This window comes from Vibrio sp. MACH09 (assembly GCF_033238805.1).
Lineage (GTDB): Bacteria > Pseudomonadota > Gammaproteobacteria > Enterobacterales > Vibrionaceae > Vibrio.
Window position 1 is genome coordinate 859811 of sequence record NZ_BSFZ01000001.1, and the last position, 16476, is coordinate 876286.

Here is a 16476-nt window from a genome sequence, read left to right on the forward strand (position 1 = left end):
AATTAAACTAATCTTATACCTAAACTTACCGTATTCAGTCAGAAGTCCGACTATTCAGTGAGCTTTGGTATAAACAAATAATTAAGAGGACATATCATGCGCATCATTCTTCTGGGTGCTCCAGGTGCAGGTAAAGGAACGCAAGCTCAATTTATCATGGAAAAATACGGTATTCCGCAAATTTCTACTGGTGACATGCTTCGCGCTGCTATCAAAGCCGGAACTGAATTAGGTAAAAAAGCTAAGTCAGTAATCGACGCTGGGCAACTTGTCTCTGATGACATTATCCTAGGCTTGATCAAAGAGCGAATTGCTGAAGATGATTGTGAGAAAGGCTTCTTATTAGATGGTTTCCCTCGCACTATTCCACAAGCTGATGGTCTTAAAGAGATGGGTGTTGCGGTAGATTACGTTATTGAAATTGACGTCGCTGATAGCGTTATTGTAGAACGTATGGCTGGCCGTCGTGCACACCTTCCTTCTGGTCGTACTTACCACGTTACTTTCAACCCGCCGAAAGAAGAAGGTAAAGATGACATTACTGGTGAAGCACTTGTTGTTCGCGATGATGACAAAGAAGAGACCGTACGTGCGCGTTTAGGTGTGTACCATGATCAAACTGCACCACTTATCTCATACTATGGTAAGGAAGCAGAGCAAGGTAACGGTAAGTACCTTAAGTTTGATGGAACAAAGAAAGTTGCTGAAGTTAGCGCTGAGTTAGAAAAAGCGCTGTCTTAATCTTACTTGCTTCAGTGATTGAATGAGCGGTATCGTTTATTTAAATTTCTGAACACTTGTTGGTTATTTTAAAATCTGTCTCAGATGACTTCTGAGGCAGATTTTTTGTTTAATTGGCCATAGAACGTCAGGTAACAGCAGACTCTAGGCACTTTGAAGGATTTATTCGCCTTAGATTAGCAAGTATGAGAAATAACGACTAACATTGAGGATAAGTCACAATTAGCGAGCGAGTATTGCAAACTTCTCTTCGTATTTTCAAAGAATACACACTAGAGTAACCCATTAACTATGTTCAATTTTTTGTCTATCAAGAATCTATTCGCTACTCTTCTCGTTGCCGCTCTAACAGGTTGTGTTTCATCGAATATTGATCCTGCACGTTATGAAAAATCGCCATCGTTCACTATCACCAATGCTCAGCCTACTCGTTTAGAACATTACTTTTCTCAAGAGATTGCCACTCATTCATCAGCAGCAGAAACGGGTTTTTATCCATTAGAAAAGGGGCATGATGCTTTACTTGCCCGACTCGCTATTATTGGCAGTGCTCAGTACAGTATTGATGCGCAATACTATATCTTTCGCGATGATGATGCGGGCAACTTGATTGGCTGGCGATTGTTTGAAGCCGCCGAGAGAGGTGTCAGAGTCAGACTGCTTTTGGATGATATGCAGAAGTATGATGACAGTGCTCTCGTACGTTATAGTAGCCATCCAAATATTGAAGTGCGACTGTTTAATCCTCACCATTTAAGGTCGGCCCGAGGGGTTGCTATGATGAGTGATTTCGACCGACTAAATCATCGAATGCACAATAAATCATTGAGTGTCGATGGCGTAGTGACCATCATTGGTGGGCGAAATGTCGGCAATGAATATTATTCTATCAATTCTGATGTTGAGTTTGCTGATCTTGATTTACTCATGGTGGGTAAATCTGTACCGGAAGTTAATCGCCAGTTTGACCTATATTGGAACAGTGACTACAGCATTCCTGTTGAATGGGTTTCTGATAATCAACAACATTACACCAGTGTTGACGTTGACACTTGGATCGAGCAACAAGGGCTAGAATCTACCTTCTCTGAAGATATTTACGATTTTACAAAGCTGCCATTTTACACCGATCTGGTTAATGGAACGTTGCCACTCTATTGGGGAGAGAGTGAGCTTTTATATGACCTTCCCAATAAACCTGAAAGTAAACAGAGTACATTAATCGATAACTTAGGCTCAGTGTTAGAACAGGTTGAGACCTCTCTAGTGTTCATCTCTCCTTACTTCGTACCAACGGAGCGTGGTACTCAAGAACTGGTTGATGCGGTAAAACAGGGGTTCGAGGTGACCGTTATTACCAATTCGTTAGCGTCTAATGATGTTTTTGCTGTTCATGGCTGGTACGCAAAGTACCGCAAAGATCTGGTGGAAGGTGGCGTGCAACTTTGGGAAATGAAACCAAATGCTGAGTTGAAAAAAAATTGGAGTTTGACAGGAAGTCGTCGCTCAAGCCTACATACCAAAGCCATCATTATAGATAAAAAGAAGATTTTTGTTGGCTCTATGAATTTAGATCCTCGTTCTGTTCATTTGAATACTGAGATGGGTATCATCATTGAGCAACCAGAATATGCGCAGAAAGTTTATCGCGAACTGATGCATGAGATAACGACAATGGCTTACAAAGTCGCCGTTAAAGATGGTGATATTGTTTGGATTGATAATGCCGCCGATGAAATACTCTCTAGTGAGCCGGATGCGAGTCTATGGCGAAGGTTTGGGGCATGGTTTAGCGGAATACTTCCTATAGAAGAACAGCTATAAATTTAACCAAGTAACTTCAATATTTGTAACTGTAATAACAGTAACTAAACAATTATTTTGTCAGCGGTTTTTAGAAAGATTAAGCTAAGCAGTCTCAGTAGAGGTTAATAACATTGATAATGGCGTTCAAGTAATATGAAAGACGGAATTTTGCTGGTTAATTTGGGGACACCAGAGCAACCAAGTGCGAAAGCAGTTAAAGCGTTTCTTAGTGAGTTTTTACACGACCATCGGGTAGTAGATATGTCTCGCTGGATCTGGTGTCCATTATTACATGGTGTCATTTTGCCAGTGCGCGCTCCCAAAGTGGCCAAACTTTATCAAAGTATCTGGTTCGAAGGTGGCTCTCCGCTACTCGTGTACAGCCAAAGACAAGCCAAGAAGCTGACAGATTTGGTGGATGTTCCAGTTGCGTTAGGAATGACTTATGGCACGCCAAGTTTGCTTTCGGGTCTGACTCAACTTGTGGATCAAGGGGTAGAAAAGATCACGGTGATTCCTCTGTACCCTCAATATTCAGGAACGACCACAGGCGCTGTTGAAGATGCGTTAGAGAGAGCGGTGAAGCAACTCACAGTACGACCTGAATGTTGTTTGGTGAATAACTACCATGATCATCCACTCTACATTAAGGCCCTTGCCGGTAAAGTAAAAGAGTATTGGCAACAAAATGGGCAAGGGGATTACCTATTGTGTTCATTTCATGGTATTCCGCAGCGTTTTGCTGATAATGGGGATATTTACCCGCTGCATTGTCAACGGACAACGGAACTTCTTGCGGCTGAGCTTGGTTTAACAGAGCAGCAGATGGGAATGAGTTATCAATCTCGTTTTGGTAAAGAAGAGTGGCTGAAACCCTATACTGACAAAACGTTACAAGAGTTGGCCGGAAACGGCACTAAAAGAGTCGATATCATGACGCCGGCATTTTCATCCGATTGCTTAGAAACGTTGGAAGAGATAGCCCAAGAGTGTAAAGAGATTTTTATTGAAGCGGGTGGAGAGGATTATCATTACATCCCTTGTTTAAATGATGATGATGCTCATATAAGCATGATGGAGCAACTGTTTGTAGAGTTGCGTTAGTCTTTTTGTTATTAGGTTGGGTTTAATCGGTTCGTAAGATTACGGTGAACGTACTTAATATGGATTTTGAGCAATAATTATCATTTATCGAATAAATAAAAAAGGAGCCGCGTCTTTCGATGCGGCTCCTTTTTAGTATGGAGTGACTAATAGGTCTTAGTAAGAGTCGTTGTGAACGGTCTGTACTGCTCTGCCTGATGGATCTGCCATGTTTTTAAAGGTCTCATCCCACTCAATCGCTTTAGCTGATGAGCAGGCGATAGAAGGGCCACCTGGAACACACTCTGCGGCTGATGGAAGTGGGAATAGCTCTTCAAAAATTTCACGATACATATAACCCTCTTTTGTGGTTGGGGTATTGTATGGGAAACGGTATTCTGCCGTGCTGAGTTGTTGGTCAGACACTTTATCTTCAGCTAACTCTTTAAGTGAATCAATCCAGCTGTAGCCTACACCATCAGAAAACTGCTCTTTTTGACGCCATGCGATAGATTCTGGTAGGTAATGCTCAAAACACTCTCTTAATATGTGTTTTTCCATTTTGCCATTGCCACACATTTTTGCTTGAGGGTTAATGCGCATCGCGACATCGATAAACTCTTTGTCTAAGAATGGAACGCGTCCTTCTACACCCCAAGCTGCAAGTGATTTATTCGCACGAGCACAATCGAACATGTTAAGTGCTAGTAGCTTACGTACCAGCTCTTCATGCATCTCTTTAGCATTTGGTGCTTTGTGGAAATACAAGTAACCACCAAATATCTCATCGGCACCTTCACCAGAAAGAACCATTTTGATGCCCATGGCTTTAATTTTTCTGCCCATTAAGAACATCGGAGTTGATGCACGAATGGTGGTCACGTCATAAGTTTCAATGTGATAAATGACATCGCGAATGGCGTCTAAACCTTCTTGAACGGTATAGGTCATTTCGTGGTGAACCGTTCCAAGTTTATCGGCAACATCTCGTGCAGCAATAAGGTCTGGAGCGCCTTCTAACCCAATGGCAAATGAGTGCAATTGAGGCCACCAAGCGGTGGATTTTTCATCGTCTTCAATTCGCATTGCGGCAAATCGCTTAGCAACTGCGGATGTGATGGATGAGTCTAACCCACCTGAAAGCAATACACCGTATGGAACGTCGGTCATAAGCTGGCGCTTAACGGCCGCTTCTAGAGCTTCTGTAAGTTCCTCTTTAGATGCTTCGTTATCTTTAACGGCATCAAATTCCATCCAGTCGCGGGTATAGTAACGCGTAGGTTCTTCATTGGTTGATGAATAGAAGCTACCAGGAGGAAACTCGCTGATGGTTTTACACACAGAGACCAGCGCTTTCATTTCCGAAGCAACATAGTAATTGCCTTGGCTATCGCGTCCTTGATAAAGAGGCATGATTCCGATGTGGTCGCGACCAACTAAATATTGATCTTTTTCTTCGTCATACAGAACAAAGGCGAAAATGCCATTAAGTTCTTCGAGTAATTTTTCACCCATATCTTGATAGAGGGCTAAAATAACTTCACAGTCAGAGTCCGTTTGGAAATCGTAGCTGTCTTGGTATCTTTCACGGATCTCTTTATGGTTATAAATCTCGCCATTTACCGCTAAAACTAACTTTTTATCAGGGCTATACAGAGGTTGCGCACCGCTATTCAATCCAACAATGGCTAAACGTTCATGAGCTAAGATTGCTCTTTTAGAAGCGTAGATACCTGACCAGTCTGGTCCGCGATGACGTAGTTTTTTAGACATTTCTAGCGCAATAGGTCGTAGCGCTGCATCGTCATGTTTTATGTCTAAAATACCAAATATTGAACACATATGTTTTTATTCCCTAATTAAATTCCGTTGTAGCAATAGAACAAATTTGCCATCGTCATTAAAAAAAGCAACCTTTTACGATAAAAAAAGTAATTAAAATGCCAATTAAAAAGATTTCATTTAATAAATCGGCTGAATAATGAATAAAATCCATAATCCGCTGCTTTTTTAGACGACTTTTTAATGTTGCTGTTTTTCTGTTATCTCAAATTGAGGTTGCAATTGATCACAGACGTGTCGAGCAAACCCGCTTCCTGCTTCGTTATATATGTTAAATGCCGCATCTACTCCCTCAATTAACAGCGAGTCGAGTTGATCTTGGTACTCTGCAATGGCGGCAATCTTCCCTTTATAGCCTTTTTTCTTAAGTTGTTGTAGCGCTAGCTGGTTTCCTAAATGGTGGGGCATAGCTAACAGTATCAGCTCTACTTTTCCTGTATCTAATATTCTTTCCCAGAAATCGGGGTCAGTGGCATCACCTTGAATAACAGAACGGCCATTTTGTATGTGGCGTTGAACGGCATCTTGACGAACTTCAATACCAAGGTTAATCGGACCATGTCGATGAGTCAGCTCGTCATATGCACCACTGCCAATTCGTCCCATTCCCAAAATCAGTACTTGAGCTTGACCCGGATTGATTCGCTTATCTAAGGCGTTCAGTTTTTCTGCTGACTGCTCTTTTAGCCAATTGGATGAGCGCTGATAAAGTCCATGACCGAATCTATTTAATGGTGCCGCTAGAATAAATGATAAGGAAACCGCGATGGCTATAGAGACCAATAGATCTCCCGGTAACCAACCCATCTTAAACGCTAGACCGCCAACAATAAGGCCGAATTCGCTGTAGTTGAACAATGATAGACTGGCAAGAAAAGAGGTCCGTACTCGAAATTTAAAACCATTAAACACCAGATAGTAGAGAGCGCCTTTGATAGGTAATAACAGCAAAAAGAGCAGAGCGGTTATAAATCCCGACAGAGTAGGGTGTTCCGAAAGACCAATATTAAGGAAAAAACAGACCAGAAATAGCTCTTTAAGGTTGAAAAGAGCTTTAGATAGCTCAGACGATTTTTTATGTCCAGCTAGAATCATTCCAAGAATAAGGGCACCTAAGTCCGCTTTGATACCGACAAGTTCAAATAAACCTGCCCCCATAACCAGTGCGAAAAAAATACCAAATATAACCAGCATTTCGCCATGGCCAACCCAAGTGAGAAACCGATAAAATAGCGGACGTAATAGTGGTAAGAGGAACAGAAAAATAGCGTACCATTCAGGCATTTTCCCTGTGGAAATGGTTAAAAAGACCACCGCAAAAATGTCCTGCATGACAAGAAAGCCGATGGCTATATTGCCGTAAATAGCATTCATTTCACCTTTTTCTTGTATGGTTTTTATGGCAAAGACAGTACTGGAGAAAGATAAGGCAAACGCTAAAAGTAGTAATTGGTCAAAGGCAAGCGCCGCGAAGCTGGATACTCCAACGACCTTTAATGCCATAAGGCAGGCCGTAAATAGAAGTGTGGAAAGTAGGTTATGTATGCTTGCCCCTGCCCATATCTCTTTTGACAGAAGCGTTTTGATATCTAATTTTAAGCCGATGGTAAATAGAAGCAGTGTGACACCCAGATCGGCGAGTAGCTCAATGGTGCTATTAGATTCAAAACCAAGAAAATTGAGAGCAAAACCAGCCACAAGAAAACCAACTAATGGAGGTAGTTGGCACTTTAATGCGATAAATCCTGAAATGAAAGCGGCTGATAATAAAATGATGTCCATACTTCTCCTTAAAATAAGAGGTGTTAGTTAACTGAGATTACAGTGAGCCTGTATTCATGCAAAACTAACAGTACTAGACTATTGGAAAACTCTTATTCTTCAAGAAGTTTTTGTAACAAAACACCATTTAACATTGAACGTTTGATCATGGCAAATGCGCCGATGGTTGGTTTTCCTTCAAGTTCAGAGGCAACGATAGGCAAATCAGTATGAAAGGTCGTTAAAGATTGCGTTTCGATATTACGTCTAATGGCAGGGAAAATCAGTTCTTGTGCGGCAGTGATATCGCCAGCAATGATGATTTTCTGAGGATTGAATAAGTTGATAGTAATCGCTATAGCCTTACCCAACTTATTACCTACACGAACCAAGCTCTGTTTGGCTAACTCATCGCCATTTAAAGCGTGTTGGCAGACATGCTGCATCGTAAGTTCTTCAATATCAGCTAATGAGGAATCATAACCTTGAGCGAGCAAAAGTTTTATTCGCTCTAGAATCGCTGGATTTGATGCGACGGTTTCCAAGCATCCAAAGTTACCACATTGGCACTGTGTACCGAGTGGATCAATTTGGATATGGCCAATTTCCCCAACATTGCGGTTAGCTCCTAAGAACACTTGCCCATGTACAATTATTCCTGCTCCCGTTCCTCGGTGAACGCTGACCAGTATTGAATCGTTGCAATCACGGCTAGCTCCAAAGTAATGCTCTGCAAGTGCTTTACCGCGAATGTCATTACCAATGAAACAACTGACGTTAAAATTATCGGTAATCAGATCAGTTAAGGCAAAATTATCAATGTCAGTATTGGGAATGTAGTCTACGACACCGGTTTCTGGGTTCACTAAGCCGGGTAATACAACGCCAATAGCAATAAGCTGTTTTATTTTGCTCTGTTGGCTATCAATAAAATGCCGGATGTGAAGGAGTAAGCCTTGTTGAAGCTCTACCTGATTGGTGTATTTAAAGGCATTGGAGTCGCTTGCCAGTTCAACACCACCTAGATTGAATAAACTGAACTGGATATAATCGCGACCCAAGCGGATCGCGATAGAGTGAAAGGTTTCAACCTCTGTCGTCAGTGAAATTGCCCGACGGCCACCAGTGGAAGCTTGCTGCGCCACCTCTTTAATTAGGCCGCGCTTTATTAACTGTCGGGTTATTTTTGTGACACTGGCGGGAGCCAATTGGCTAACGTCTGCAACTTGTATTCGAGAAATTGGCCCTTGTTGGTCAATTAAGCGGTAAACAGCTGCGCTGTTAAGTTGCTTTACAAGATCTACGTTACCTATTTGTCCGCCATTCATATTTATGTTTGCTCGTATTGTCCGTTTACTATTGTCGCACAGACGTTGAAATCTCTATCAAATATGGTCAAGTTTGCAACCATACCTTGTTTTATCCTGCCGAGTTTATTGTCCAAGCCAATTGCGCGAGCTGGATATAATGTCGCCATTCTTAGAGCTTCATCTAGTGCGATGCCAACTTGTTGTACGGTATTTTCTACCGCTTCTATCATGGTAAGGGCTGAGCCTCCAAGTGTGCCGTTTTCATCAATGCACATACCATCTCGGTAATATACTTTCTTCCCAACAAAAATAAAGTGATCCATCTCTGCGCCCGCTGGAGCTGTGGCATCGGTCACTAATACCAACTTATCACCTTTTACTTTATGTGCGATTCGAATATTAGCGTAATGAACGTGGAAACCATCTGCGATAACACCCGCATATACATCAGGGGTGTCATAAATGGCACCAATCACTCCCGGTTCCCGTCCAACCATTGGTGTCATTGCATTGAATAAGTGGGTTGCGAAACTGATGCCAGCTTCAAATCCCTTGCGTGCTTCTGCGTAGGTGGCGTTGGTATGTCCAATAGAGACAATAATTCCTGCTTCTTTAAGTTGCTTAATATGAGCTGGATTATTCTGCTCTGGTGCCAGTGTGACTTTTTTAACGTATTGATTATTATCGCAAATGTAATCAATCATCTCTTGTTCAGAGGCGCGAATAAAGTCAGGGTTATGAATGCCTTTTTTCATGACATTCAAATATGGCCCTTCAAGGTGTAAACCAAGAGATTGATGTTGATATTTTTCTTGGTATTGACGTTCTGTTTCAATGGCTTGACGCATGTTGTCATCAGATGACGTAATGAGTGTCGGCAAAAAGCTAGTGCAACCCGATTTTATATTGGTTTCATGCATGATTTGCAGTGTCTCAGGAGTAATGTCATCGTTAAACATCACACCACCACATCCATTGAGCTGTAAGTCTATAAAACCGGGGCTTAAGTTAGCTCCCTTGAGATCGACGCTCTTAATATCATTTGGCAATTGATCATTAGCAATGATGGAATGAATCGTATCACCCTCAATAATGACAGCGTGTCGATCAAGCACGTCACTACCGGTATAAATGGTACAGTTGGTTAGCGCATACATAGCAGGGAGCCCCATCTAATTACTTAAGATTACGGATATTTTCAGCTTCAAGTTCGCTGAAGTACTTAACGGTTTTCACTTTTAGTTCCTGCGTTGCAGGTTCATTGCAGACAATCACCGATTTTGCATGAAGCTGCAATGCTGACACAGTCCAAAGATGATTAACAGAACCTTCGACGGCTGCTTGCAGTGCTTGTGCTTTATTGTGGCCAGTAATCAAGATCATCACTTCTTTTGCTTCAAGTAGCGTACCGACACCGATAGTTAATGCGTATTTAGGAACTTGGCTTGTATCACCATCGAAAAAGCGTGAATTTGCTATGCGTGTGTCTTCAGTCAGTGTTTTGATACGAGTTCGTGAAGAGAGGGACGAAGCTGGCTCGTTAAATGCGATGTGACCATCGTTACCCACACCTCCCATAAAGAGATGAATTTGGCCGTAAGATTTAATTTTTTCTTCGTAACGTTGGCACTCGAGTTCGTGGTCGTCAGTGTTACCGTTAAGCAAGTTGATGTTTTTGTCTTGTATATCAACATGATCAAAGAAGTTTGAATACATAAAAGTGCGATATGATTCAGGGTGATCTGATGCAAGCCCTACATACTCATCCATGTTAAAAGTCACCACATGTTTGAAGCTTACTTCGCCTAGCTTATAAAGTTCAATAAGACGTTCATATGTCTTCAGTGGAGTGCCACCCGTTGGCAATCCGAGTACAAATGGACGCTCTTCAGTTGGCTTGAATGCATTGATACGATTAATAATATGTCTTGCTGACCAAAGGCTAACATCATAATCAGTAAGTAATGGAATGAGTCTCACGGTGGCACCTCAATAGTTCGATAATACGGTTAAAGTTTAATCCCGAAGGGTTGTTAATTCGAATCATAAAATAAGTTTTATGATCTCGCTAGCAAAATATCGCTTTTATGGCCAAAATGAGCGATATCGATCACACTATATGAGCTTTTAATTTGCGGGACGAAATTAATTACTTAAACTGAATATGACTAAATTGGAAGGCTAAAATAAGTCGGCCAAACAAAATTAAAATTCTATAGGGGGAATTTTACGGTGAATGTTCTCGGATATTTTCAAAAAGTAGGTAAGGCATTAATGGTGCCTGTTGCTACATTACCAGCAGCAGCAATATTAATGGGTATCGGTTACTGGATCGATCCAACCGGTTGGGGTGGTAACAATGCGTTGGCTGCGTTTTTAATTAAAGCGGGCGCGGCAATTATAGACAATATGTCTGTACTGTTTGCAATTGGTGTTGCATACGGTATGTCTAAAGATAAAGATGGTGCAGCAGCACTTGCTGGCTTTGTTGGCTACATGGTAATTACAACATTATGTAGTGCAGGTTCAGTCGGCGCTATTGGTCTTGTTGAATTAAATGAAGGTTCTACACTTGCTTTCAACAAAATTGGTAACCAATTTGTTGGTATTCTATCTGGTATTGTTGCGGCAGAGCTGTACAACCGTTATTACCAAGTAGAGTTACACAAAGCACTAGCCTTCTTTAGCGGTAAACGTTTAGTACCCATTTTGACCTCATTTGCGGCTATCGTCATTTCATTTGTACTAATGTTTGTATGGCCTATTATTTTCAATGGTCTTATTTCTTTGGGTGAAGGTATTGTTGGACTTGGAGAAGTGGGGTCTGGTATCTATGGCTTCTTTAACCGTTTATTGATTCCTGTTGGTCTTCACCATGCACTAAACTCTGTGTTCTGGTTTGATATGGCTGGTATTAATGATTTGGGTAACTGGTGGACACCAAACGCTGTAGAAGCGGGTGTAGGTGTTGTTGGTGAAACAGGTCGTTATATGGCTGGTTTCTTCCCAATCATGATGTTTGGTCTACCGGGTGCAGCTTTGGCTATCTACCACACAGCTCGTCCTGAGAACAAAACACGCGTAGCTTCAATCATGATTGCGGCAGGTTTTGCATCATTCTTTACTGGTGTTACAGAGCCTCTAGAATTCTCGTTCATGTTCCTTGCTCCTATGCTGTATGTGTTACACGCCGTATTAACGGGTGTATCTCTATTTATTGCTGACATGATGAACTGGACGGCTGGTTTTGGATTCTCAGCAGGTTTAGTGGATATGGTGCTTTCTGCACAAAACCCACTAGCAAACAAGTGGTACATGCTGATTGTTCAAGGTTTTGTTTTCTTCGCAATCTACTACTTTGTGTTCCGCTGGGCGATTACAACCTTCAAGTTGAAAACACCAGGACGTGAAGATGATGATGTGGAAGATACAAGCAAATCTCACGGCAGCGAAAACTCTGCAGAGCTAGCAAAACAGTATCTAGAAGTACTAGGCGGTCACGCTAACCTACAAAATATCGATGCATGTATTACTCGTCTACGTTTAACAGTAAACGACATGGATATTATCGATGAAAGTAAGCTTAAAGCATTGGGTGCTATGGGTGTTGTTAAACTAGGTAATAACAACCTTCAAGTTATCCTTGGGCCGCTAGCAGAAATCATTGCAGGCGAGATGAAGAATCACGCAAGCTAACTCTGTTATTCCAAGTTTTGTAACTGGAATAGACGGTTTTTGATAATGCCTCCCGATTGGGAGGCATTTTTCGTTAATATCTAGCGAAAATCGTTAATTAATGCGTAGTTTTAGTTGTGTCTATAGTGAGAAATGTGGATCATTAGCAGTTCAAACTAAAAAAGGCGAAAATCTTAACTGTCGTCTATTTTGGTCACTATTTTTGACAATACTAAGGCGGGTGAATAACTCGCCCCCAACAACTAGAGGTGCTTAGATGAGTGAAGCTGAGGCTCGTCCATCGAATTTCATTCGCCAAATTATTGATAAAGATTTAGCGGATGGCAAACACACAAGTGTGCATACTCGATTTCCGCCGGAACCGAATGGTTACCTGCATATCGGGCACGCAAAATCTATCTGTTTGAACTTTGGTATTGCTCAGGACTATCAGGGACAGTGTAATCTTCGATTTGATGATACAAACCCTGAGAAAGAAGACATCGAATACGTTGAGTCGATTAAAAATGATGTGCATTGGTTGGGTTTTGAATGGTCAGATGATATTCGTTATTCATCGGACTATTTTGATACGCTTCATGGATATGCTGTTGAATTAATTACTAAAGGCTTAGCGTATGTTGATGAGCTAAGTCCAGAGCAGATCCGTGAGTATCGCGGTACTCTTAAAGAACCTGGTAAAAACAGCCCTTATCGTGATCGTAGTGTAGAAGAGAACCTAGCGTTATTTGAAAAAATGCGTTTAGGCGAATTTGCAGAAGGTACCATATGCCTTCGAGCGAAAGTCGATATGGCTTCACCATTTATGGTCATGCGTGATCCGGTAATTTACCGCGTGCGTTTTGCTCATCACCATCAGACCGGTGATAAATGGTGCATCTATCCTATGTACGATTTTACTCATTGTATTTCGGATGCTATTGAAGGAATAACGCACTCAATATGTACTCTTGAGTTTCAAGACAATCGACGTATTTACGATTGGATATTGGATCACATTGATATTGAGTGTCAGCCTCGCCAGTATGAATTTAGCCGACTAAATTTAGAATATACGGTGATGTCTAAACGTAAACTTAATACTTTGGTTACCGACCAGTTAGTTAATGGTTGGGATGATCCTCGTATGCCGACCATTTCTGGTTTGCGTCGTCGCGGTTTTACACCAGCTTCAATTCGTGAATTTTGCCAACGTATTGGTGTGACAAAACAAGAAAACATGATTGAGTTTAGCTCGCTAGAATCTTGTATTCGTGATGACTTAAATGAAAATGCTCCTCGTGCGATGGCTGTGTTGGATCCGATTAAAGTTGTGATTGAAAACTTTGATGCAGAGAAAACCGAAACGTTATCGTTGGCGAATCACCCAAATAAACCAGAGATGGGTAGCCGTGACGTTCCTTTTACTCGAGAAGTGTTGATAGAGAGAGACGACTTCCGCGAAGAAGCAAACAAGAAATACAAACGACTTGTTTTAGGTAAAGAGGTTCGTTTACGCGGCGCTTATGTGATTAAAGCAGAGCGTATTGAGAAAGATGCTCAAGGTAACATTACAACTATTTACTGCAGTTATGATGCTGATACCCTTGGTAAGAATCCTGCGGATGGTCGGAAAGTGAAAGGGGTGATCCATTGGGTCTCTGCTAATTTAGGCTTACCAGCAGAAATACGTCTGTATGACCGTCTATTCACGGTTGAAAATCCAGCTGCCGCCGATGATTTTGCCGCGACTATTAATCCTGAGTCCTTAGTGGTACTTAATGGTGTGGTAGAGCCGAGTTTAGCTGTCGCGAAACCTGAAGATGGTTATCAGTTTGAGCGTACAGGCTATTTCTGTAGCGATGTTAAAGATTCTAAGCCTGATGCCTTGGTTTTTAACCGTACCGTTGGTTTACGTGATACATGGGCTAAAAAAGACCAGTAGACGTGACAATCTGTTGAAGAGTGCTCAAGCTGAATAAGCTTGGGCATTTTTTTTTACTCGCGATAATTTTTAAAATGTAGTAGCTTGTTTTTTAAGCTCAGAATTATACTAATTTAACCTCAATTTTAGATAATTTAGAACAGTACTAATTTACACTACAAGGGATACAATAATGAGACTTATATTGGCCATTCTTTTGCCGTGGTTTCAGTTTTTTACCATAGGCCGACCTTTCGCTGGCATCATCTGCTTAGTGCTACAAATTACGTTAATTGGCTGGATACCTGCTGCTATTTGGTCTGTTTATGCATTAAGCCAATACAAGACAGATCAAAAAATTAATCGCGCGTTAGGTGGTGAGAAGTAGCGAATAATTCAGCTGACGCTACCGTTGTAGCGCCAGAGTTAAACACCCACTAGTCTTATCTCTTGGGTGTTTTTTTATGCCGAATAATTGAAGGGGTTTTAAATTAGAATGCTGATTGAAACTGATCGACTAACAATGGCGCAGATAACTAACGATGACTGGCCTCTTTTTCTTCGTCTAAACACAGACCCAAGTATTATTTCACTCTGTTTTGATATTCCGAGTGAAAGTGAAATCAGAGCAAAGTTTCAATCACGTCTGCCTCTATGGAATTCGCAGTCCAACGAATGGCTCTGTTTAGTGATTCGGGGAAAAAAACTCAGCAATGGCCGTTGGTATAACAGGCTTTTTCATTGATAACTCAGTAGCCGAGGTTGGCTATCTCTTATTACCTGAGTTTCATGGAAGGCAATATGGCACAGAATCATTGTCAGCGCTGATTGACAGGGCTTTAGCGCTAGATGAAATTGTGAGTTTTCGAGCGGTTGTGACCGAAGGCAATATCGCTTCAGAACGAGTACTGCAAAAATGTGGCTTTACCCTGAGTCAGGTTATACCGCAAGCATACAGTATTGCGGGTAAACGGTATGATGACCGTATTTATTTAAAGGGATAATTTGAAAGTAAACTAGCCTGTAACTACTTGAAAAATAATAAGTGTCGCCTCTTTGTCGGGTGACTGGCGTTACGGTTATCGCAATGTGACTGGTGTAAACCGAATATGAATAGTAAAAAACCAGCTGGTTAGCCAGCTGGTTTTTTTTGCTTATCTAGTGATTAACAACTCAGTAAACTGAACTCTTTACTTCTTGATGTGCGCAGACTTATCATCTTTACAGTTTCCTTCAAGACATTTGCCGTAAAGGTATAAACTATGATTGGTCAGTTCAATATTGTAAGAGAGAGCAATCTCTTTTTGGCGCTGCTCAATGACATCGTCTGAAAACTCAATAACTTCGCCACAATCTAGACACACTAAATGATCATGATGATGCTGAGTGGACAATTCAAATACTGATTTACCGCCTTCAAAATGGTGACGGGTTACGATACCTGCATCGTCGAACTGATTCAGAACACGGTAAACCGTCGCTAAACCAATCTCTTCACCAAGGTCTATTAGTTTTTTATACAGCTCTTCGGCGCTGATGTGCTGACATGCTGGCTCTTGAAGTACTTCAAGAATTTTAAGACGTGGTAAGGTCACTTTAAGTCCAGCGTCTTTAAGCGCTTTATTATTATCTGTCATATCTCTTCCTGTAGATGAACTGCATAGTTAATGCGACAGTTACAATTGTCCCCATTATAGGTCAGCGTGCAATAACATTAAACCTCAAACTTCAAAGGGTTAATAATTAACATTTGAATATTTGCTCGAAATTTCGGATATTGTACTCTGGTAATAACATTTTGTTAACAGGGATAGTTATGAATAAGGGACTAGCGCGTATTTATCGACCGGGAATTGTGCGGTTTGCGCTTAATGCTTGGCCACCTTTTTGGGGAGCAGGGATTAAAATTGAAAGCATTAGTGAGGATTTTAGGAACGTAAGAGTACGGTTGAAACTACGCTGGTGGAACAAAAATGCGAATCGAACTCAGTTTGGCGGGAGTATTTTCTCTTTGACGGATCCCATATACGCATTGATGCTAATGGGTATTTTAGGTGAGAAGTACTTTGTTTGGGATAAAGAGGCGAGCATCAACTTTATTAAGCCGGGGTCGAGTGATCTTTATGCCGAATTTCAAATAAGTCAGGATGTACTGGATGATATCTTGACCAAAACCGCTACTGGTGAAAAGTGTTTTCCCGAATTTGTGATCTATGTAAAAGATCAGGATGACAATGTTATTTCAGAGGTACAGCGAAAACTGTATGTGAGAAAAAAGCCAAAATATAGAGAAATGGAAGAAAAAAGCGTTTCAGTTTAATGAAACGCTTTTGC

At 41.3% G+C, this 16476-nt stretch carries 13 protein-coding genes and 1 pseudogene; 8 read left to right on the plus strand and 6 right to left on the minus strand.

Translation table 11 applies throughout. The features are described 5' to 3' along the window. Positions 1-96 precede the first annotated feature (96 nt). The 3 genes from adk (at position 97) to hemH (ending at position 3651) form a co-directional block, all read left to right on the plus strand. Positions 97-741, plus strand: coding sequence for an adenylate kinase (adk, locus tag CHJ_RS03965; protein ID WP_171754258.1), 645 nt, complete (start codon positions 97-99; stop codon positions 739-741). Positions 742-1032: 291 nt separating this feature from the next. After that, on the plus strand, positions 1033-2565 hold the full coding sequence (locus tag CHJ_RS03970) for a phospholipase D family protein (protein ID WP_411861536.1): 1533 nt from the start codon (positions 1033-1035) through the stop codon (positions 2563-2565). Between the two features lie 135 nt (positions 2566-2700). Beyond that, positions 2701-3651, plus strand: a complete 951-nt coding sequence (hemH, locus tag CHJ_RS03975) for a ferrochelatase (RefSeq protein WP_317916929.1) — start codon at positions 2701-2703, stop codon at positions 3649-3651. A gap of 156 nt (positions 3652-3807) precedes the next feature. Here the strand turns inward: hemH and asnB are convergent, their stop codons facing one another. The 5 genes from asnB to nagB form a co-directional block, all read right to left on the minus strand. Next, the gene (asnB, locus tag CHJ_RS03980) at positions 3808-5472 is read right to left on the minus strand and encodes an asparagine synthase B (protein ID WP_317916930.1); all 1665 of its coding nucleotides are present in this window, start codon (positions 5470-5472) and stop codon (positions 3808-3810) included. A gap of 180 nt (positions 5473-5652) precedes the next feature. After that, positions 5653-7254 (minus strand): cation:proton antiporter family protein, encoded by a 1602-nt coding sequence (locus CHJ_RS03985; protein ID WP_317916931.1) that lies wholly within the window; start codon positions 7252-7254, stop codon positions 5653-5655. 92 nt (positions 7255-7346) lie between these two features. Further along, the gene (gene nagC / locus CHJ_RS03990; RefSeq protein ID WP_171754263.1) at positions 7347-8561 is read right to left on the minus strand and encodes a DNA-binding transcriptional regulator NagC; all 1215 of its coding nucleotides are present in this window, start codon (positions 8559-8561) and stop codon (positions 7347-7349) included. A gap of 2 nt (positions 8562-8563) precedes the next feature. After that, the gene (gene nagA / locus CHJ_RS03995; RefSeq protein WP_171754331.1) at positions 8564-9700 is read right to left on the minus strand and encodes an N-acetylglucosamine-6-phosphate deacetylase; all 1137 of its coding nucleotides are present in this window, start codon (positions 9698-9700) and stop codon (positions 8564-8566) included. A gap of 19 nt (positions 9701-9719) precedes the next feature. Beyond that, complete coding sequence (gene nagB, locus CHJ_RS04000) at positions 9720-10523, minus strand: glucosamine-6-phosphate deaminase (protein ID WP_171754264.1); 804 nt, start codon at positions 10521-10523, stop codon at positions 9720-9722. Between the two features lie 252 nt (positions 10524-10775). Between nagB and nagE the strand changes: the two genes are divergently transcribed. From nagE to CHJ_RS04020, 4 genes and pseudogenes are all read left to right on the plus strand, one after another. Then, complete coding sequence (nagE, locus tag CHJ_RS04005) at positions 10776-12239, plus strand: N-acetylglucosamine-specific PTS transporter subunit IIBC (RefSeq protein ID WP_171754265.1); 1464 nt, start codon at positions 10776-10778, stop codon at positions 12237-12239. Positions 12240-12495: 256 nt separating this feature from the next. After that, positions 12496-14163: a glutamine--tRNA ligase gene (glnS, locus tag CHJ_RS04010; protein WP_171754266.1), complete on the plus strand. Its 1668-nt coding sequence runs from the start codon at positions 12496-12498 to the stop codon at positions 14161-14163. 172 nt (positions 14164-14335) lie between these two features. Then, positions 14336-14530 carry a YqaE/Pmp3 family membrane protein gene (locus tag CHJ_RS04015; RefSeq protein ID WP_171754267.1) on the plus strand — a complete coding sequence of 65 codons (195 nt, stop codon included), beginning with the start codon at positions 14336-14338 and terminating at the stop codon, positions 14528-14530. A 108-nt stretch (positions 14531-14638) separates the two neighbouring features. Further along, positions 14639-15146, plus strand: a pseudogene (locus tag CHJ_RS04020) (GNAT family N-acetyltransferase). A 186-nt stretch (positions 15147-15332) separates the two neighbouring features. Here CHJ_RS04020 and fur read toward each other — a convergent pair. Continuing rightward, complete coding sequence (fur, locus tag CHJ_RS04025) at positions 15333-15779, minus strand: ferric iron uptake transcriptional regulator (protein WP_171754269.1); 447 nt, start codon at positions 15777-15779, stop codon at positions 15333-15335. Positions 15780-15958: 179 nt separating this feature from the next. Here fur and CHJ_RS04030 point away from each other — a divergent pair, with 179 nt between their 5' ends. Continuing rightward, on the plus strand, positions 15959-16462 hold the full coding sequence (locus CHJ_RS04030) for a DUF4442 domain-containing protein (RefSeq protein ID WP_317916933.1): 504 nt from the start codon (positions 15959-15961) through the stop codon (positions 16460-16462). Positions 16463-16476: the final 14 nt, after the last annotated feature.

What these genes read in the sequence shown, in the direction of transcription:
- fur (WP_171754269.1), bottom strand. Translation starts at nt 15,779, where the DNA reads ATGACAGATAATAATAAAGCGCTTAAAGACGCTGGACTTAAAGTGACC.
- CHJ_RS03985 (WP_317916931.1), bottom strand. Translation starts at nt 7,254, where the DNA reads ATGGACATCATTTTATTATCAGCCGCTTTCATTTCAGGATTTATCGCA.
- nagA (WP_171754331.1), bottom strand. Translation starts at nt 9,700, where the DNA reads ATGTATGCGCTAACCAACTGTACCATTTATACCGGTAGTGACGTGCTT.
- CHJ_RS04030 (WP_317916933.1), top strand. Translation starts at nt 15,959, where the DNA reads ATGAATAAGGGACTAGCGCGTATTTATCGACCGGGAATTGTGCGGTTT.
- CHJ_RS04015 (WP_171754267.1), top strand. Translation starts at nt 14,336, where the DNA reads ATGAGACTTATATTGGCCATTCTTTTGCCGTGGTTTCAGTTTTTTACC.
- hemH (WP_317916929.1), top strand. Translation starts at nt 2,701, where the DNA reads ATGAAAGACGGAATTTTGCTGGTTAATTTGGGGACACCAGAGCAACCA.
- glnS (WP_171754266.1), top strand. Translation starts at nt 12,496, where the DNA reads ATGAGTGAAGCTGAGGCTCGTCCATCGAATTTCATTCGCCAAATTATT.
- nagC (WP_171754263.1), bottom strand. Translation starts at nt 8,561, where the DNA reads ATGAATGGCGGACAAATAGGTAACGTAGATCTTGTAAAGCAACTTAAC.
- CHJ_RS03970 (WP_411861536.1), top strand. Translation starts at nt 1,033, where the DNA reads ATGTTCAATTTTTTGTCTATCAAGAATCTATTCGCTACTCTTCTCGTT.
- asnB (WP_317916930.1), bottom strand. Translation starts at nt 5,472, where the DNA reads ATGTGTTCAATATTTGGTATTTTAGACATAAAACATGACGATGCAGCG.
- adk (WP_171754258.1), top strand. Translation starts at nt 97, where the DNA reads ATGCGCATCATTCTTCTGGGTGCTCCAGGTGCAGGTAAAGGAACGCAA.